Raw genomic sequence first — 19,174 nt, 5'->3', positions numbered from 1 at the left:
CGGAGGTCGTCGCGTGTCCCCGGAGTCCCCTGAGTTGTCCCGCCGACGCCTCATGGCCGTCGGCGGGGGCGCGCTCGGCGCCGCCGCCGTCGGGTCCTTCCTGCCGCCCTCGCTCCAGCAGGCCGTCGCCGCCCAGGCGAAGCACGGCGCGCCGCCGAAGGGCGGGCTCGACGCCATCGAGCACGTCGTCATCCTGATGCAGGAGAACCGGTCGTTCGACCACTACTTCGGAACCCTGCGCGGCGTCCGCGGCTTCGGCGACCGCAACGCGATCCGGCTGCCCGGCGGCACCAGCGTGTTCGAGCAGCCAGGAGCGCTCCGCACCGTCCTGCCCTTCCCCGTACGGGAAGCGGCGGCGGCGCAGAAGAAGGACCTCCAGTACATAGGCGCCCTCGACCACTCCTGGTTCGGCGGCGCCAAGGCCGCGCACGGCGGCTGGCACGACGGGTGGATCACCGCGAAGACCGCCGCCACGATGGCGTACTACACGCGCGAGGACATCCCGCTGCACTACGAACTCGCCGACACCTTCACCGTCTGCGACGCCTACCACTCCTCCATCCACTCCTCGACCTCCCCCAACCGCAACCACCTGTGGAGCGGCAAGACCGGGAACGAGCCGCTGACCGGGGCCCGTGCCGTCGGCAACGACGCCTACGACGAGGGCACGCACCCCGGCTACGACTGGGGCACGTACGCCGAGCGCCTGGAGAAGGCGGGCGTGAGCTGGCAGACGTACACCGAGTGGGAGAACTTCACCGACAACCAGATCGAGTTCTTCGCCACCTTCAAGGCGATCGCGAGGAAGGCGCTGGTCAAGACCGGTCTCACCTATATGGAGGCGTTCTACGCGAAGGTGCGCGACGCCGCCGACGCGAGCGCCAGGGACACGCTGTTCGCCCTCCTGGAGGAGGGCGTGGCGACGCTGGACCGGCGGGAGCGGTCGCTGTTCGAGCGCGGGCTGCGGCGCGTGCCGACCGGTCAGCTGGCCGCGACCTTCGCGCGTGACGTCGCGCGCGGAAAGCTGCCGCGCGTCTCCTACCTCGTACCGTCCGCGGTCGACTCGGAGCACCCCTCCGTCTCCTCACCCATCCACAGCGCGACCATCGTCTACAAGGTGCTCGACGCGCTCGCCTCGCACCCCGAGGTGTGGCGCAAGACCGCCGTCTTCATCAACTACGACGAGAACGACGGCTTCTTCGACCACGTACCGCCGCCCGTGCCCGGCCCGGACGTCGCCGACGAGCACTGGCAGGGGGTGCCGACCGGGCTCGGCATCCGGGTGCCGATGCTCGTCGTCTCGCCGTGGACCGTGGGCGGATACGTGTGTTCGGAGGTCTTCGACCACACCTCCGTGATCCGCTTCCTGGAGCAGTGGACCGGCGTGCGCGAGCCCAACATCAGCGCGTGGCGCCGCCAGGTCGCCGGTGACCTCACCGGCGCCTTCGACTTCCGCCACGGCCACCGGCAGCCCGAGGTCGAGCAGCCGGGGCCGATCCCCGCGTTCACCGGCCGCTGGGCGCCGCAGCCGCCCGCGAAGCAGTCGATGCCGGTGCAGGAGCCCGGCACCCGGCCGGCCCGCGCGCTGCCCTACCAGCCGGACGCCCACGCGCGCGTGCACGAGCGGGAACTGGTGCTCACCCTCACCAACACCGGGCGCTCCAGCGCGCACTTCGCGCTCTACCCGTACGCGGGCGAGTACGCGGCGCCGCAGCACTACGACGTCCGCCGCGAGGCGACCGTGACGGTGCCGGTGCGTGACGGCGCGTACGACTTCGTGGTGACGGGGCCCAACGGGTTCCGGCGCGAGTTCCGAGGGCGTACGGACTCCGGCGTCGACGTCACCACGAGCGTGGACGCACGCGCGCGTGCCGTGCGCATCCGTGTGCGCGGCACGGGGGAGAGGGCGCGGACGGTCGTCGTAGGGAAGCGGACCGTCACGGTCCGGCCCGGCAGGACCGTCACCGTCGTCCACGGGACGGGGAAGGCGCACGGCTGGTACGACGTCGAGGTCACGGCCGGTGAAGCGTTCCGGCGGCGGCTGGCCGGGCATATCGAGGACGGGCGACCGAGTGTGTCGGGCTGACCGGTGTGCGGCGCGGTGCAGCACGGATCAGACGCCGGAGTACGTATGTGAGTAAGGACACGAAAGCGACAAAGGATCACTTCTGCCTGCAAGAGTGACTGGCTCTTGCTCACGTGTTTCTTTGCGGGCTCGTTCGATCGATATCAGCCGATCACCGACTGCTCCCGGTAAAGATCCCCCAGACCCCAGGGAGCACTCCGTGGCCGCACTCGCACGGTGGTGTGTCAGGCACCGGCTCGTCGTCGTCCTGCTGTGGCTGCTCGCGCTCGGTGGCACGAGCGCGGCGGCCGCCGTCGCCGGATCCGCCTACTCGAACGACTACGAGGCGCCCGGCACCGAGTCGGGCCGGGCCACCCACCTCCTCGACGAGGGGTTCTCCGGGCTCGGCGGCGACAGCGACACCGTCGTCTGGCACATGGAGAACTCCACGGTCCGGGCCGCCGACGTCGAGACCGCCATGAGCAACACGCTCACCCAGATAGGCGAACTTCCCGGCGTCTCCTCCGTCGTCTCCCCGTACGAGGACCGCGGCGCCGGCCAGATCAGCGCCGACGGGCACACCGCCTACGCCACGATCACCTTCGCCGCGCAGGCCGACGACATCCCGCGCGGCCAGGCACAGGCCGTCGTCGACACCGCCCGCGACGCCGAGACGCACGGGCCCGACGGGCTCCAGGTCGAGCTGGGCGGCAGCGCCGTCGCCCTCACCGAGCCGACCTCCGCGCACCTGTCCGAGATCATCGGGATCGCCGTCGCCGCCGTCGTGCTCTTCCTGGCCTTCGGCTCGCTCGCCGCCGCCGCGCTGCCCATCGCCACCGCCCTGATCGGCGTCGGCACCGCCTACGCGGGCATCGGCCTGCTCGGCCACGCCATGACCGTCGCCGACTTCGCGCCGATGCTCGGCATGCTCGTCGGGCTCGGCGTCGGCATCGACTACGCGCTGTTCATCGTGACCCGGCACCGGCGCGGACTGAAGCGCGGCCTGCCGGTCGCCGTCGCCGCCGAACGGGCCGTCGCCACCACCGGCCGCGCCGTCGTCTTCGCGGGCGCCACCGTCTGCATCGCGCTGCTCGGCATGCTCATCCTGCGCCTGAGCTTCCTCAACGGGGTCGCGATCGCCGCGTCCGTGACCGTACTGCTCACCGTCGCCGCCTCCGTGACCCTGCTGCCGGGGCTGCTCTCCTTCATCGGCATGCGGGCCCTGTCGCGGCGCGAGCGGCGCAGGCTCACCGAGCACGGGCCCGAACCGGAGCTGCCGACCGGGCTCGCCGCCCGCTGGGCCGCCTTCGTCGAACGCCACCCGAAGCTGCTCGGCGGCATCGCCCTCGCCGTCGTCACCGTCCTCGCACTGCCCACCCTCTCCCTCCACCTCGGCACCTCCGACCAGGGCAACAACGCGAAGTCCAGCACCACCCGGCAGGCGTACGACCTGCTCGCGAGCAGCTTCGGACCCGGCGTCAACGGGCCGCTGACGCTGGTCAGCGAGGTGGACGGGGCCAAGGACAAGGCCGCACTCGGACGGCTGGCGAACGATCTCCGCGACACCGAGGGCGTCGCCGCCGTCTCCCCGGTCACGTACAACGACGACGACACCACCGCCTACCTCACCGTCGTGCCGTCCTCCGCCCCGCAGTCCGACCGGACCAGCGGCCTCGTTGACCGGCTGCGCGCCGACGTCGTGCCCGACGCCGAACGCGGCACCTCCCTCGACGTGCAGGTCGGCGGCGTCACCGCCAGCTACGACGACTTCGCCGGGGTCGTCGTCGGCAAGCTGCCGCTCTTCGTGGGCGTCGTCATCGGGCTCGGCTGCCTCCTGCTGCTGCTCGCCTTCCGCTCGCTCGGCATCCCGCTCAAGGCCGCCGCGATGAACGTCGCCGCCGTCGCCTCCGCCTTCGGTGTCGTCGTCGCCGTCTTCCAGTGGGGCTGGGGCAGCGACCTCCTCGGCCTCGGCCGCTCCGGGCCCATCGAACCGTTCCTGCCCGTCATCATGGTCTCGGTCCTCTTCGGCCTCTCCATGGACTACCAGGTCTTCCTCGTCAGCCGGATGTACGAGGAATGGCTGGAGACCGGCGACAACCGGCGCGCCGTCCGCATCGGACTCGCCGAGACCAGCCGGGTGATCAACTCGGCGGCCGTCATCATGATCTCCGTCTTCCTCGCCTTCGTGCTCAGCGGCGACCGGGTCATCGCCATGTTCGGCATCGCGCTGGCCGCCGCCGTCGCCGTCGACGCGTTCATCCTCCGTACGCTCCTCGTCCCCGCCCTCATGCACCTGCTCGGCGGCGCCAACTGGTGGCTGCCCCAGTGGCTCGACCGGCGGCTGCCTCGGCTCAGCATCGAACCGCCGGAGTGCCGCGCGGCGGCGAATGCGAAGATCCCCGGGCAGCGCGGCGCACGGGGCGACGCGCTGGACGACGTAGCCATGTGAGCTTTCCGAGCTCGCTCTTGAGCTTTGTGAGGTGCCTGATGTACGCGATACCGCTGGGGGACGGCAGTGCTGAGCTGCGGCCGCTGGAGACCTGGCATGCGGAGGAGTTCCTGCGCCACCTCGATCGCGGCCGCGACCACATCGGGCAGTTCATCCCGTTCGGCAAGGACGCCGTCGACGTCGAGTCCTCCCGCGCGCTCCTGCGGCGCTGGGCCGAGAAGCGGGTCGCCGACAACGGGGGCCTGCACGGGATCTGGCTGGACGGCGTCCTCGTCGGCGGCGTCCTGTTCCGGATCTTCGACGCGGCCCAGGGGAACTGCGAGGTCGGCTGCTGGCTGGAGCCCGCGGCCACCGGGCGCGGGCTCATCACCCGCGCCGCCCGCCTCCTCATCGACTGGGCGGTCGAGGAGCGCGGCATCCACCGCGTCGAGTGGCAGGCGGCGGCGGGCAACACGGCAAGCATCGCCGTCGCGCGCCGCCTCGGCATGAAGCGGGACGGGGTTCTGCGCGAGGCCAACCTCTACGGCGGCGTCCGTCACGACGAGGAGATCTGGTCGGTGCTCGCGCCGGAGTGGCGCGCGGCGCGGGGTGCGGCAGGCGGCTCGCACGAGGAGCGTTAAGCGGAGGAGGAGCGTTAATACACCTCTCAGACTCCGTCCGTACGGTGCGCAGCATGGATACGAAGACTGATGCGCAGCCCGACGCCACCGAGCGGAAGGAGAACGAGGAGGCCGTCGAGGCGACGGAGACCCCCGCGGCCGTGGAGGCCGCTGAGGCCGCCGAGGCGGAGGGCGACGCCCCGGCCGCGCCCCGCGCGACCGGTGTCGGGCAGGGCGCCGGCGCCATCGTCTCCGTAGGACTCGGCATCGTCGCGCTCAGCGGCAACTGGCTCGGCACCGTCGCCTCGGCCCGCGAGTCCCTCATCGGCCAGCTCAACACCGCCCAGACCGCGAGCGTCGCCAAGCAGGTCTCCGAGGTCTACGGCGACGCCTGGCACGCCGCCGCCCTCGTCGGCGGGGCCTTCGCACTGATCGCGCTGATCGTCGGCGCGTTCGTCCTGGCGCGGCCCGCGTTCGGGGCGCCCGGCAAGGCGCAGGCCGCCTGGATCAAGTCGACCGCCTGGGCCGGTGTCTCCCTCGGCGTCCTCGGACTGCTGCTCGCCGTGGCGAAGTACACGGACCTGCTGCTCGGCCTGCCGAAGACGAGCTGAGCCCGGCCCTAGGCGCCCACGCGGGGTGCCTTAGGCGGTCGGACCCGTCCGGCGCCGGGCGTCTAAGGCACCCCCGACCTCGCATAAGGCACCCCGGACCTCGAACATGCGGCACTCTCCCGATGTGGCGCACCCCCCTGGGAGACGAGAGTTGAGGCATCGCGGAGAACGCACCGCGAGAACCACAACGGATCCGCGACCTCCGCGGACGATCGTCACCAGGGAGACGAGATGTTCGAGTACGAACTGCACCAGGCCCACTCCGCCGAACTCATCGAGCGCGCCCGGTCCTACCGTCTGGCCCGCGCCGCCCGTGCCGCCGCCAAGGCCCGCCGAGCCGAGCACCGATCGGCGGACCAGGAGGCCGAGGGGCGGGTGATCACCCACCGGTCGCGCCGACAGCGTGCCCCGCGCACCGCGTGAACGCGACGCCCCGGCCGGGGGGAACCGGGAACCCGGGGACCAGGAACGGGGGGACCGGAAACGGGGGGATCAGGAACGGGGGACGCAGATCGGGGGAGTCGAACGGGGAGGGCGCACTGCCTGGCGCCCTCCCTCTCGGCGCCCTGGCTCCGCGCGCCGAGGGGGCTGCTGTCCTGCCGCGTGGGGTTCTTGCCCTGGGCTTTGAGAGCCCCGCTGTCCCCCCGCCCGGCGCTCTAGTTCCGCGCCCCGAAAAGGCCGTCGGTGACTCGTATTCGTGTGCGATGCTCGGCGGTGTGGAGACCAGGTCCGTCAGTCCGGTGTTTGTCGGGCGCGCCGATGAGCTGGGCGTACTGAACACCGCCCTTGCCCGTGCCGTCGAGGGCGCGCCCCAGGCGCTGCTGCTCGGGGGTGAGGCCGGGGTCGGCAAGACCCGGCTCGTCGAGGAGTTCGCCGCCGGGGCCTGCCGGGACGGCGCCGTCGTCGTCACCGGCGGCTGCGTCGAGATCGGCGCCGACGGGCTGCCCTTCGCCCCCTTCTCGGCCGCGCTGCGCGCACTGCGCCGCAAACTGCCCGAGGAGTTCGCCGCCGCCGCCGCCGGACGCGAGGACGAACTGGCGCGGCTGCTGCCGGAGTTGAGCGACCCCGGCACCCGCGGCCTGGACGGCCGGGGCGACGAGAGCGCCACCGCCCGCCTCTTCGAACTCACCGCGCGCCTCCTGGAGCGCGTCGCCGCCGAGCACACCGTCGTGGTCGTCCTCGAAGACCTGCACTGGGCCGACGCCTCCACCCGCCACCTCCTGTCGTACCTCTTCCGCACCCTGCGCAGCGGCCGCCTCGCCGTCGTCGCCACCTACCGCGCCGACGACGTCCACCGCCGCCACCCGCTGCGCCCCCTGCTCGCCGAACTCGACCGCCTGCGCACCGTCACCCGCATCGAGCTGGGCCGCCTCGCCCGCGGCGAAGTGGCCCGCCAGATCGCCGGGATCATGGCGGCGGAGCCCGAACCGGCCCTGGTCGACGACATCTTCCGCCGCTCCGACGGCAACGCCTTCTTCGTCGAGGAACTCGCCGTCTCCGCCGCCCAGGGCTGTGCCACCGGGCTCACCGACTCCCTGCGCGACGTCCTCCTCGTCCGCGTGGAATCGCTGCCCGAGTCCGCCCAGCGCGTCTGCCGGATCTGCGCCGAGGGCGGTTCGACCGTCGAGTATCCGCTGCTCGCCGCCGTCGCCCGGCTCGGCGAGGACGAACTCATCGAGGCGCTGCGCGCCGCCGTCGGCGCCAACATCCTGCTCGCCACCGAGGACGGCGACGGCTACCGCTTCCGCCACTCCCTGGTCCGCGAGGCCGTCAGCGACGACCTGCTTCCCGGCGAACGCTCCCGCCTCAACCGCCGCTACGCCGAGGCTTTGGAGGCCGACCCCGCGCTCGTCCCCGCCGACGCCCGCGCCATGCGCCTCGCCACGTACTGGTACCACGCCCACGACCCGGCCAAGGCGCTGCCCGCCGTCCTCGCCGCCAGTGCCGAGGCGCGCCGCCGCCACGCCTACTCCGAACAACTCCGCCTCCTGGAACGGGCGATGGAGCTGTGGGACGGCGCCCCGGAGTCCATCCGCGCCGAGCTCCGCATGGGCGACTACTCCGAGACCTACCCCGCCTGCGACTGCGATCCCGCCACCACCCCGCTCAGCTACCTCGACCTCATGGGTGAAGCCGCCGTCGCCGGCCGCCTGTGCGGCGAACGCGAACGCGCCCTGAAGATCAGCAAGCGCGCCATCCGCCTCCTCGACGAGGCCGCCATGCAGGGCGAGGGCGACCCGCTGCGCGCCGCCTGGTTCTGGATCCAGCGCTCCCGCATCAGCTCCCACACCGGGCGCGGCGACGGCTGGGACGAGATAGCCACCGCCCAGGAGCTGGTCCGCGGCCTGCCACCGTCCGCCGTCCACGCCCAGGTCCTCGCGCACGCCGCCTCCTGGGGGATGCTGCACAGCCCCGGCGCCGAGACCCTCGCCGCCGCCGAACGCGCCGTCGAGTATGCCCACATGGTCGGCGACGAGGAGACCGAACTCCACGCCCGGCTCATCCTCGGCGGCCTCCTCGTGGACGCCGGCGCCATCGAGCAGGGCTTCGCCGAGATGTACACCGTCCGCGCCCGCTCCGGCGACCTCGGTCTCATCGCCCGCATCAACAACGTCAACATCAACCTGCCCTCCTGCCTCGAAGGCGCGGGCCGCTCCGAGGAATCCGTCCGCATCTGCGACGAGGGCATCGACCTGTGCCGCCGCTACGGCCTCACCGACACCAAGGGCTGGGTCCGCGCCAACAAGGCCGAGTCCCTCCTCTCCCTCGGCCGCTGGGACGACGCCGTCAAGGCCGCCGACTGGACCCGCCGCTCCTCCCTCAGCGCCAAGCCCCGCGGCACCTCCTGCGTCCACCTCGCCTTCATCGCGCTCCACCGCGGCGCCTTCCAGGAGGCCGCCGGGCACCTCAAGGCCGCCCACGAGCACTACGGCACCCACGACCCCATGCCGCAGTACGCCCTGCCCCTCGCCCATCTCGCCCTCGCTCTCGCCGCCGCCCAGGGCCGCGTCCTCGACGCCCGCGCCGAACTCGCCCGCGTCACCTCCGCGGGCCTGCCACCCTCCATGCACCGCTACATCTGGCCCCTCCTGCGCACCGCCGCCGCCGCTGAGGCCGACGCCCGCGGGCTGCCCGCCGCCGACCCCGGCCGCGCCGAAGCCCTCGCCCGCATCCGCGACGCCGCCAAACTCCAGGCCACCCCGGTTCCCGTCTGGCACGCCCACGAGCTGTGGGTGCGGGCCGAACTCGCCCGCGCCGAGGGCCGCGACACCCCCGACGACTGGTCCGCCGTCGTCACCGCCCTCGAACCCCTCGGCCGCCCCTACGACCTGGCCCGCGCCCGCCTCCGCCTCGCCGAGTCCCTCCTCCTGTCCACCACCCCTTCCGACCCCGGCGCCGATTCCGACCGTGGTTCCGACCGAGAATCCGACCGTGACCGCGCCACCGAGCTGCTCCGGCTCGTCGGCGCCGTCGCCGACCATCTGGGCGCCCGGCCCCTCGCCGAGTCCGTCGCCCTGCTCGCCCAGCGCGCCCGGCTCAGCCTCACCTCCGCCGCGCCCCGCCGTGACGCCCCGGCCCCCTCACGCGAGGACTTCGGCCTCACCAGCCGCGAACGCGACGTCCTGCGCCTCGTCACCGCCGGCCGCACCAACCGGCAGATCGCCGAGGAACTCTTCATCTCCCCGAAGACCGCCAGCGTCCACGTCTCCAACATCCTCGCCAAGCTGGGCGTCGCGGGCCGGGGAGAGGCGGCCGCCCTCGCCCACCGCCTGCACCTGTTCCCCGAGCAACCTGTCCTGGTGCCGCCCGGCACCGCGACCTGACCGCCTCCGCCACGCCCCGCCGTACGCTGGACGGAGGGCCGGCCGCCGCGCCGTCCGCCCACCACCTGGAGGCGCCGTGTTCAACATGCTCGAACAGCTCTTCGCCCCCGGCCGCAAGCACACCGACGACGAGCGCAAGCGCCTGGAGTTGACCCGCGTCGACCTGAACGACGGCGACCCCGGCCGCGGCCCGATAGACCTGGAGTCCGGAAAGGTGACGGTCCGCCGCCCCCGTACCGGACCGGCGGCCGACGAGGCCCCCGGGGATCCGGCTAGCTGACCTTCAGCTCCAGGATCCGGTCGTCCCCCTTGCTCGGTGTGCCCCGCGAATCCGTCTCGCTCGTCACCAGCCACAGCTTGTCACCGCCCGCCGCGACCACCGTACGCAGCCGCCCGTACTTCCCCTCCAGGAACGCCTGGGGTTCGTGCGCCTCCTTGGCGCCGTCCAGCGGGATGCGCCACAGGCGCTCGCCTCTCAGGCCGGCCATCCAGATCGACCCCTTGGCGTAGGCGATGCCGCTGGGTGAGGCGTCCGCCGTGTGCCACTGCGCGATCGGGTCGTGGTAGCCGGAGCCGCCGCCCTTGCCCTCGGCGTCGGGCCAGCCGTAGTTGTCACCCGCCACGATGTTGTTCAGCTCGTCCCAAGTGTCCTGGCCGAACTCCGAGGCCCACAGCCGCTTGTCCTTGTCCCAGGCCAGGCCCTGCACATTGCGGTGGCCGTAGGAGTAGACGGGGGAATCGCCGAAGGGGTTGCCCGGCGCCGGGTCGCCGTCCGGGGTCAGGCGCAGCACCTTGCCGCCCGGGGACTTCTTGTCCTGGGCCAGCTCCGTCCGGTACGTCTCACCCGTGCCCACGTACAGCAGGTCGTCCGGGCCGAACGCGATCCGGCCACCGTTGTGGTTCGTGCCCTTGGGGATGCCCTTGAAGACCGTGTCCGGCGCGCCCAACTGCTCGCCCGCGGGCTTCTTCTCGTCGTAGATCATCCGCGCGATGCGGTTGTCCGACTCCGTCGTGAAGTACGCGTAGACCATGTGGTCCGAGGCGTAGGAGGGCGAGAGGGCGAGGCCCAGGAGACCGCCCTCGCCGCCCGGGGCGACCCCCGGCACCGAGCCGAGCTCCGTCTTCTCGCCGGTCTCCGTGTCGACGCGGGTGATCGTCCCCTCGTCCCGCGACGAGACCAGCAGGTCCCCCTCGGGGAGCGGGGCCAGGCCCCACGGTGACGTGAGGTCCCTGGCCACCGTGCGCCCGACGGTCACCGAGCCCTTGGCCGGCGGGGTGTCACCGGGCCTCGGCGAGGTCGAGGACGTGCCGGAGCCGCCGGCGCTCGGCGCGGAGGTGCTGTTCTTGTCCGGCCGCCCGTCGTCGCCGGAGGAGCACCCCGCCGTGAACAGGAACGCGGCACAGGCGGCCACGGCCAGTGCGGGCCGCACAGCGTGACGTTGCTGACGTTGCACGATCAAGGTCCCTTCGACGCGACGGTTCTACCGTTCATACACCGCTCGCGCTCCCCGAGTTCCCGATCTTCCCCGTCCGATTCCGCGCCCCCGCCTTCGCAGGACCGCGGCCGCGTCACGAGGGCGCGCACGACCGCACAGCCGCCGACCCGCCCGCCGCCCGCACCCTCAGTCCCACGACCCCTGCGCCGCGGGCAACCCGGCAATCTCCCGCAACTCTGCCTCGGTCAGGGCGAGCCCGACCGCCGCCGCGTTCTCCACCGCCCACCGCTCGTGCTTCGCCCCCGGCACCGGCACCACGTTCGGGCCCTGGGCGAGCACCCACGCGAGAGCGATCTGCGCCGGGGTCACGTGCTCGCCTCGGCGGGCCGCTATGCGGCGCAGACCTGCCACGATCGGCTGGTTCGCCGCCATCATCTCCGCGGTGAAGCGGGGGTGGCGGGCCCGTACGTCGTCCCGCTCGAAGCCCTGGCCCGGGGTCAGCGTCCCGGTCAGGAAGCCGTTGCCGAGCGGCATCGCCGCCAGGAGTCCGACCCCGCGCACCGCGCACCACGGCAGCAGGGACTCCAGCGCCTCCGGCGACCACACCGACAGCTCGGCCATCACCGAGCTGACCGGGAAGACCTGCTGGATCCGCTCCAACTGCTGAATCGTTCCGTCATAGAGTCCGGCCCGGCCACCACGACGCCCGGCCCGCGAACCCACCCCACCGGCCGCACCCACCGCGCACAGCCCGAGCGAGCGCACCTTGCCCGCGCTCACCAGCTCCGCCATCGCGCCCCAGGTCTCCTCGACCGGCACCTCAGGATCGGCCCGGTGCAGTTGGTACAGGTCGATGACGTCCGTCTGCAGACGCCGCAGCGAGGCGTCGCAGGCCCGCCTCACATACCCCGGGCGGCCGTTGGCGACAATGTGCTGCTCCCCGACGAGCAGCCCCACCTTCGTCGACACGAACGCGTCCGCGCGCCGCTCCTTCAGGACCCGGCCGAGCAACAGCTCGTTGGTGAACGGCCCGTACATGTCGGCGGTGTCGAGCAGAGTGCAGCCCCGGTCGAGGGCGGCGTGCACGGTGCGCAGGGACTCCTCGCCGCGCCGGCGCGAGCCGGTGTACGCCCAGTGCATCGGCATGCAGCCGAGCCCGACCGCCCCCACCTCGAGCGCCGCCGCCCCGATCGCCTTGCGCTCCACTTGCCCGTGACCCTCCCTGTCTCGACCCTCAACCTAACCTCTGCACGTCGGCGCGGCTGACATAGCCTCCTGACCATGACTGGAGATGTGTGGCTGCCCATCCGCGCCGACGAGATACCGGGCCTTCCCGAAGGGCTGAACTACCGCTTCTGGAACGGTGAGGCGGACTTCCCCGCGGACCCGGCCGACTGCGCGTACTACGTCGTCCCCTACATGCAGGGCGCGGAGACGGCCGTGCGCCCCCTGCCGGACATGTCGTCACTGCGCGTGGTGCAGACGCTCTCCGCGGGCGTCGACCACGTCCAGGGCGGGCTCAAGTACCTGCGCCCGGGCGTCCAGTTGTGCAACGCGCGCGGGGTGCACGACGCCAGCACCGCCGAGCTCGCGCTGACCCTCATCCTGTCCTCCCTGCGCGGCATCCCGGACTTCGTCCGCGCGCAGGAGCGCGGGGAGTGGCGCTCCGGTTTCCGCCCGGCGCTCGCGGACAAGAATGTGCTCATAGTGGGCTACGGGGCGATCGGCGCGGCCATCGAGGACCGGCTCGTTCCGTTCGAGGTCGCGCGGGTGGCGCGCGTCGCGCGCTCCGCGCGCACGACGGAGCGCGGGCCCGTGCACCAGCTCACCGATCTGCCCGGCCTCCTGCCGGACGCCGATGTCGTCATCGTGGTCACGCCGCTCACCGAGGACACCCGCGGTCTCGTCAACGCGGAGTTCCTCGGACGGATGAAGGACGGGGCACTGCTCGTCAACGTCGGCCGCGGCCCCGTCGTCGACACGAAGGCGCTGCTCACCGAGGTGGAGAGCGGCCGTCTCACCGCCGCCCTGGACGTCACCGACCCCGAACCGCTGCCCCGCGAGCACCCGTTGTGGCAGGCTCCGGGGGTGCTGATCTCCCCGCACGTCGGCGGTCCCACCTCCGCCTTCCTGCCGCGGGCCAAACGGTTGCTCGCCGCCCAGCTCACTCGTTACGCCGCCGGGGAACCGCTCGGCAACGTCGTGCACACCATCGGCTGACACGGGACGCACCGGCCGCACGGGGGAGCACCGGCCCCGCGGACCTCTCCCGTGCGGCTGCCCGTGGCCCGGCGCACACGCTCCGCGCCCGTCCGGCTGCACCGCGTGCCCCCGTCAGCGCTGGCCGTCACGCAGCGTAGAGAGACTATGTCCCTGAGTGACGATCCTGGTGTATCGTCCCGACTGGGGTGGCGCCACTACGGGTAATCGGCGCCGGGGAAGAGTCACGGATTGCGAGGGGGGCGACGGGCGATGCACGGCCTATGGGTGAACGATCCGACGCGGCGGAACCGTCGACGGCGACCCTCGAACGCGTTGATGCGCGGCCGAAGTACGAGCTGCCGCGGGAGCCACACGCCCCGTGGTGGCGCCCGCGGCGGCCGTCGAAGGCATCCGCAGACCGGCCCCGTCGAGCGGGACGCCGGGGCGGCACGGACCGAGGCGGCCCGGTGACCGCCCAGCCGACAGAGACCACCGCGCTCGGAGCCCCCTTGCAGGCCAGGGCCTCCGTACCGGCACGCTCCGGGCCGCGCGGCAGCGGCACGGGCACGGGCACGGGCCCGCAGGTCGTCCTCACGCTGCTGTGCGCGGCCTACGCGACCGGCTCCGCGCTCGGTTGGGGCAGTGAGGAAGTCGCGCTGTTCATGGGCGACTTCGGACTCAGCGTGGCCGCCGCCGTCGCCGCCGTGTCGAACTTCCTGTACGCGCGCTCCCGGCGCAGTCGCTTTCGACCCGCCTGGCTCCTGTTCGCCCTGTCCTCGCTGATGGCGTCGCTGGGGAACGGCGTGTGGGGCTGGTACGAGGTCGTCCTGCAAGCGCCCGTGCCGACACCGAGCCTCGCCGACCTGTTCTTCCTCTGCTTCGCGCCACCCGCGATCATCGGCCTCCTCGTCCTCGCGAAGAGGCCCGTGACGAAGGCCGGCTGGACCTGCCTCGGGCTCGACGCCTGGCTCATCGCCGGATCCCTCGTCACTCTTTCGTGGAGTCTCGCCCTCGCGCACACCGCCGAGTCCGAGGGGCAGAGCGTCACCCGCACCGCGCTCTCGCTCGCGTATCCGCTCCTGGACATCGCGCTGGTCAGCATGGTGCTCGCGCTGCACTTCCGGCGCTCGCCCGGCAACCGCACGGCGGTGAACACCGCGATCGGCGCGCTCGCCCTGACGGTGATGTGCGACGCCCTGTTCACCTCGCCGCTGCTGCACGCCACGTACCGCTCGGGCGAGATCCTCGACGCGGGCTGGTTCGCGGGCTCGCTGCTGCTCGCGTACGCCCCCTGGGTGGGCCCCGTGAGCGACCCGCCGCGCGAGGAGCGGCCCCCCGGCCTCGACCCGCGCTATCAGGTCAGCCACACCCGGCCGATCTCCGGATCGCTGGCCGCGCTGACTCCGTATCTGGCCGCGGCCGTCTGCACGCTGGGAATCCTGTACAACGTGCTGAACGGGCACAGCGTCGACCGGGTCGTGCTCTTCACGGCCTGCACCGTGGTGCTCGCGCTCGTCGTGCGCCAGGGGATCATGCTCCTCGACAACATCACGCTCACCCAGGAGCTGGCGCAGAAGGAGAACCACTTCCGCTCGCTCGTGCAGGGCTCCAGCGACGTCATCATGATCGCCGCTCCGAACGGGATCCTGAGGTACGTCAGCCCGGCCGCCGCAGGCGTCTACGGGCGGGACGCGGAGGAGCTGGTCGGCTCCGAGCTGGCCTCGATCATCCACCCGGAGGACCTGCGGCGCGTCATGCACGAGGTGCGCAGGTTCCTCGCGGCCAGCCCCGTCGAGGAGCCCACCACCCGGATCGAGTGCCGCTTCCGCTCCGGCACCGGAGCCTGGCTGAACGTGGAGTCCACGATCAACCGCCACCACGGCGGCCTGATCCTCAACAGCAGAGACGTCACCGAGCGGGTCCGCCTCCAGGCCCAGTTGCAGCACAACGCGGAGCACGACCCGCTCACCGACCTGCCCAACCGGGCGCTGTTCACCAAGCGGGTGAGCCAGGCCCTGACCGGAAGGCGGGCCTCCGACCGGGGCACCGCCGTGCTCTTCATCGACCTCGACGGCTTCAAGCAGGTCAACGACACGATCGGCCACCAGGCGGGCGACGAACTGCTCGTGCAGGCGGCAAGAAGGCTGGCCGACTCCGTACGTTCCGGAGACACCGCGGCTCGTCTCGGCGGTGACGAGTTCGCGGCGCTCATCGTCGGCGACGGAGGTCGCGACCACACCGCCAGGGAGCAGCAGATATACGAGCTGGCCGACCGGCTCAGAATCGCCCTGTCCCAGCCGTACACGATCGACGGGCACAAGGACGTGCGCGTCGCCGCCTCCATCGGCGTCTCCTTCGCGGAGCCCGACATCACGGCGGGCGAGCTGCTGCGCAACGCGGACCTGGCGATGTACCGCGCCAAGGCCGCCGGCAAGGGCCGCGTCGAGCTGTACGCGCCGCAGATGCAGGCCGACGTCGTACGGAAGGCGGAGCTGGCCACCAGGCTGCGTACGGCGCTGCACGACGGCGAGTTCGCGCTCCTGCACCAGCCGATCGTGTCGCTCGACGACGGCCGGATCACGGCGGTCGCCGCGCAGGCCCGCTGGCGCTCGTCCCAGGGCATCCTGTTCACGCCCGCCGAGTTCCTGCGGGTGGCCGACGACAGCGAGCGCACGGCCGAGCTGGGCCGCTGGACGCTGGAGAAGGCCGTCGAGCAGGCCGCCGACCGCCGCCAGAGCGGGCACGTCACGCCGGTCTGCGTACGGATGAGCGCGCGCAGGCTCCTGGACCGGGCCATGCCGCTCGGCTCCATCGAGGCGCTGCTGACCCGGCACGGGCTGCCGTCCGGCTCGCTCGTCATCGAGCTGGCCGACAGTGACCCGAGAGTGCCGATGGACGAGCTGGAGCGGCGCCTCACCGCGCTGCGCAGACTCGGCGTCCGCATCGCCCTGGACGGTTTCGGCAGCGGCTATGCGGCGATCACCGCGCTGCGTCGCCTGCCCGTGGACGTACTGAAACTGGACAGGTCGCTCGTCGAGAGCGTCGTCGAGTCGGCGCGGCTGCACAAGATCACCAGCGGTCTGCTGCGGATCGCCGGTGACCTCGGGCTCGCCTCGGTGGCCGACGGCGTGGACCTGCCCGAGCAGGTGCTCGCGTTGCGCGAGATGGGGTGCACGCACGGCCAGGGGATGGCGTTCTCCGGGCCGCTCGACGAGTACCGGCTGAGGCGCGCGCTCAGCTCCGGGGAGTACCCGGTGCCGCTCGGGACACCCGAACCGGTGCTCGCGGGGGCGCTCGGTCCGCGCTCACATGGTGAGACGCCCGTCCCACCCACTTGACACGCCATGCGTGCCGGGGGGAGGGTCAGAGCCATGCGCACCCGAATTCTCGTACTTGGAAAGCGCGTCGGCTGAAGCTGGGACCCGACCGGTCCACACCGGAATCCCCAGCAACCGCTCCCGGCGCGCTCCCCTCGCTTGCCTCACGGCACGAGGGGTTTTTTGTTGCACCGGCACAGGACGCAACCCGCAACACTCCTGCACAACCCTCGCAAAAACCCTCAGCATCGAGAAGAGAATGCCGATGACCGAGCAGGCCACCGGGGCCCACCATCCGCAGCCGCGGCCCCGTTCCGGAGGACAGTCCGCCCCCGTCGAGCACATCACGGGAGCGCAGTCCCTCATTCGCTCGCTTGAGGAGGTCGGGGCCGACACCGTATTCGGCATTCCGGGTGGCACGATCCTTCCGGCGTACGACCCGATGATGGACTCCAGCCGGGTGCGCCACGTGCTCGTCCGTCACGAGCAGGGTGCGGGGCACGCGGCCACCGGATACGCGCAGGCCACCGGCAAGGTCGGCGTCTGCATGGCGACGAGCGGCCCCGGCGCCACCAACCTGGTGACGCCGATCGCCGACGCGAACATGGACTCGGTGCCGCTGGTCGCGATCACGGGCCAGGTCGTCTCGGAGGCCATCGGCACGGACGCCTTCCAGGAGGCGGACATCGTCGGCATCACCATGCCGATCACCAAGCACAGCTTCCTGGTCACCAAGGGCGAGGACATCCCCAAGGTGATCGCCGAGGCGTTCCACATCGCCTCCACCGGCCGCCCCGGGCCGGTCCTCGTGGACATCCCGAAGGACATCCTGCAGAAGCAGACCACGTTCTCCTGGCCGCCGCAGACGGACCTGCCCGGCTACCGCCCCGTGACCAAGCCGCACGCCAAGCAGATCCGCGAGGCCGCGAAGCTCATCACCAGCGCGAAGCGGCCGGTCCTGTACGTGGGCGGTGGCGTCCTCAAGGCGCACGCCACCGCCGAGCTGAAGGTCCTCGCCGAGCTCACCGGAGCGCCCGTCACCACCACCCTGATGGCGCTCGGCGCGTTCCCCGACAGCCACCCGCTGCACGTGGGGATGCCGGGCATGCACGGTGCGGTCACCGCCGTCACCGCGCTGCAGAAGGCCGACCTGATCGTCGCCCTCGGCGCCCGCTTCGACGACCGCGTCACCGGCAAGCTGGACAGCTTCGCCCCGTTCGCCAAGGTCGTCCACGCCGACATCGACCCGGCGGAGATCGGCAAGAACCGCGCCGCCGACGTGCCGATCGTCGGCGACGCCCGCGAGGTCATCGCCGATCTGATCCAGGCCGTCCAGAAGGAGCACGCCGACGGCCACACCGGCGACTACAGCGCCTGGTGGCGGGATCTGAACCGCTGGCGCGAGACCTACCCGCTCGGCTACGACCTGCCCGAGGACGGCTCGCTCTCCCCGCAGCAGGTCATCGAGCGCATCGGCCAACTCGCCCCCGAGGGCACGATCTTCGCCGCGGGCGTCGGCCAGCACCAGATGTGGGCCGCGCACTTCATCCAGTACGAGAAGCCCGCCACCTGGCTGAACTCCGGCGGCGCCGGGACCATGGGCTACGCGGTCCCCGCCGCGATGGGCGCCAAGGCCGGCGCGCCCGACCGGCCCGTCTGGGCGATCGACGGCGACGGCTGCTTCCAGATGACCAATCAGGAGCTCACCACCTGCGCCCTGAACAACATCCCGATCAAGGTCGCCATCATCAACAACGGCGCCCTCGGGATGGTCCGCCAGTGGCAGACCCTGTTCTACAACCAGCGCTACTCGAACACCGTGCTGCACGCGGGCCCGGACGGCGAGACCCCGCCCAACAAGGGCACCCGCGTCCCGGACTTCGTGAAGCTGTCCGAGGCGATGGGCTGCTACGCGATCCGCTGCGAGCGCCCCGAGGACCTCGACAAGTGCATCGAGGAGGCCAACGCGATCAACGACCGCCCGGTCGTGATCGACTTCATCGTCCACGAGGACGCCATGGTGTGGCCGATGGTCGCCGCCGGCACCTCCAACGACGAGGTCATGGCCGCCCGCGGCGTCCGCCCCGACTTCGGCGACAACGAAGACGACTGAGAGCTGTAGGGAAGAGGAACGACCGCCATGTCCACCAAGCACACGCTCTCCGTCCTGGTCGAGAACAAGCCGGGCGTGCTCGCCCGCATCACCGCCCTGTTCTCGCGCCGCGGCTTCAACATCGACTCGCTCGCCGTCGGCATCACCGAGCACCCCGACATCTCCCGCATCACCATCGTCGTGAACGTCGAGGGACTCCCGCTCGAACAGGTCACCAAGCAGCTCAACAAGCTGGTCAACGTCCTGAAGATCGTCGAACTGGAGCCGGGCTCCGCCGTCCAGCGCGAGCTCGTGCTCGTCAAGGTCCGCGCGGACAACGAGACGCGCTCGCAGATCGTCGAGATCGTCCAGCTGTTCCGCGCCAAGACCGTCGACGTCTCGCCCGAGGCCGTCACCATCGAGGCCACCGGCTCCAGCGACAAGCTGGAGGCGATGCTCAAGATGCTGGAACCCTTCGGCATCAAGGAGCTCGTCCAGTCCGGGACCATCGCCATCGGCCGCGGCTCGCGCTCCATCACCGACCGGAGCCTGCGGGCGCTTGAGCGCAGCGCGTAACCA

The 19,174-nt window shown here is 71.9% G+C and carries 13 protein-coding genes; 11 read left to right on the top strand and 2 right to left on the bottom strand.

Annotated features, from left to right (window positions below; all coding sequences use genetic code 11):
* Nucleotides 1-13: 13 nt before the first annotated feature.
* From ABZ877_RS06540 to ABZ877_RS06510, 7 genes are all read left to right on the top strand, one after another.
* The gene (locus tag ABZ877_RS06540; protein ID WP_361065337.1) at nucleotides 14-2,086 is read left to right on the top strand and encodes a phosphocholine-specific phospholipase C; all 2,073 of its coding nucleotides are present in this window, start codon (nucleotides 14-16) and stop codon (nucleotides 2,084-2,086) included.
* Between the two features lie 199 nt (nucleotides 2,087-2,285).
* Nucleotides 2,286-4,514 (top strand): MMPL family transporter, encoded by a 2,229-nt coding sequence (locus tag ABZ877_RS06535; RefSeq protein WP_361065334.1) that lies wholly within the window; start codon nucleotides 2,286-2,288, stop codon nucleotides 4,512-4,514.
* A 38-nt stretch (nucleotides 4,515-4,552) separates the two neighbouring features.
* Nucleotides 4,553-5,134, top strand: a complete 582-nt coding sequence (locus tag ABZ877_RS06530; RefSeq protein ID WP_361065331.1) for a GNAT family protein — start codon at nucleotides 4,553-4,555, stop codon at nucleotides 5,132-5,134.
* A gap of 53 nt (nucleotides 5,135-5,187) precedes the next feature.
* Nucleotides 5,188-5,724 (top strand): hypothetical protein, encoded by a 537-nt coding sequence (locus ABZ877_RS06525; RefSeq protein ID WP_361065328.1) that lies wholly within the window; start codon nucleotides 5,188-5,190, stop codon nucleotides 5,722-5,724.
* Between the two features lie 231 nt (nucleotides 5,725-5,955).
* Nucleotides 5,956-6,147, top strand: a complete 192-nt coding sequence (locus ABZ877_RS06520) for a hypothetical protein (protein ID WP_361065325.1) — start codon at nucleotides 5,956-5,958, stop codon at nucleotides 6,145-6,147.
* Nucleotides 6,148-6,428: 281 nt separating this feature from the next.
* Nucleotides 6,429-9,548 (top strand): AAA family ATPase, encoded by a 3,120-nt coding sequence (locus tag ABZ877_RS06515; protein WP_361065322.1) that lies wholly within the window; start codon nucleotides 6,429-6,431, stop codon nucleotides 9,546-9,548.
* A gap of 85 nt (nucleotides 9,549-9,633) precedes the next feature.
* Complete coding sequence (locus ABZ877_RS06510) at nucleotides 9,634-9,828, top strand: DUF6191 domain-containing protein (RefSeq protein ID WP_361065555.1); 195 nt, start codon at nucleotides 9,634-9,636, stop codon at nucleotides 9,826-9,828.
* On the opposite strand, the gene ABZ877_RS06505 is transcribed toward ABZ877_RS06510, so the two are convergent.
* Together ABZ877_RS06505 and ABZ877_RS06500 are read right to left on the bottom strand one after the other, a co-directional pair.
* Nucleotides 9,821-10,978 carry a PQQ-dependent sugar dehydrogenase gene (locus ABZ877_RS06505; protein WP_361065319.1) on the bottom strand — a complete coding sequence of 386 codons (1,158 nt, stop codon included), beginning with the start codon at nucleotides 10,976-10,978 and terminating at the stop codon, nucleotides 9,821-9,823. The two genes, ABZ877_RS06510 and ABZ877_RS06505, sit on opposite strands and share 8 nt — an antisense overlap.
* Before the next feature lie 192 nt (nucleotides 10,979-11,170).
* A complete protein-coding gene (locus tag ABZ877_RS06500) occupies nucleotides 11,171-12,190 on the bottom strand; it encodes an aldo/keto reductase (RefSeq protein WP_361065316.1) in 1,020 nt (339 codons plus the stop codon).
* Nucleotides 12,191-12,265: 75 nt separating this feature from the next.
* On the opposite strand from ABZ877_RS06500, the gene ABZ877_RS06495 reads away from it, so the two are divergent.
* The 4 genes from ABZ877_RS06495 to ilvN all read left to right on the top strand — a co-directional run bounded on the left by ABZ877_RS06495 (nucleotide 12,266) and on the right by ilvN (nucleotide 19,171).
* Nucleotides 12,266-13,204, top strand: coding sequence for a 2-hydroxyacid dehydrogenase (locus ABZ877_RS06495; RefSeq protein ID WP_361065312.1), 939 nt, complete (start codon nucleotides 12,266-12,268; stop codon nucleotides 13,202-13,204).
* 449 nt (nucleotides 13,205-13,653) lie between these two features.
* Nucleotides 13,654-16,524, top strand: a complete 2,871-nt coding sequence (locus ABZ877_RS06490) for an EAL domain-containing protein (RefSeq protein WP_361065309.1) — start codon at nucleotides 13,654-13,656, stop codon at nucleotides 16,522-16,524.
* A gap of 244 nt (nucleotides 16,525-16,768) precedes the next feature.
* Nucleotides 16,769-18,616, top strand: coding sequence for an acetolactate synthase large subunit (locus ABZ877_RS06485; RefSeq protein ID WP_361065306.1), 1,848 nt, complete (start codon nucleotides 16,769-16,771; stop codon nucleotides 18,614-18,616).
* A 27-nt stretch (nucleotides 18,617-18,643) separates the two neighbouring features.
* Nucleotides 18,644-19,171 (top strand): acetolactate synthase small subunit, encoded by a 528-nt coding sequence (gene ilvN / locus ABZ877_RS06480; RefSeq protein ID WP_361065303.1) that lies wholly within the window; start codon nucleotides 18,644-18,646, stop codon nucleotides 19,169-19,171.
* The last annotated feature ends 3 nt before the right edge of the window (nucleotides 19,172-19,174 follow it).

The organism is Streptomyces sp. NPDC046939, from assembly GCF_040644575.1.
GTDB lineage: Bacteria > Actinomycetota > Actinomycetes > Streptomycetales > Streptomycetaceae > Streptomyces.
This window is presented reverse-complemented; position numbering and strand designations above follow the sequence as displayed.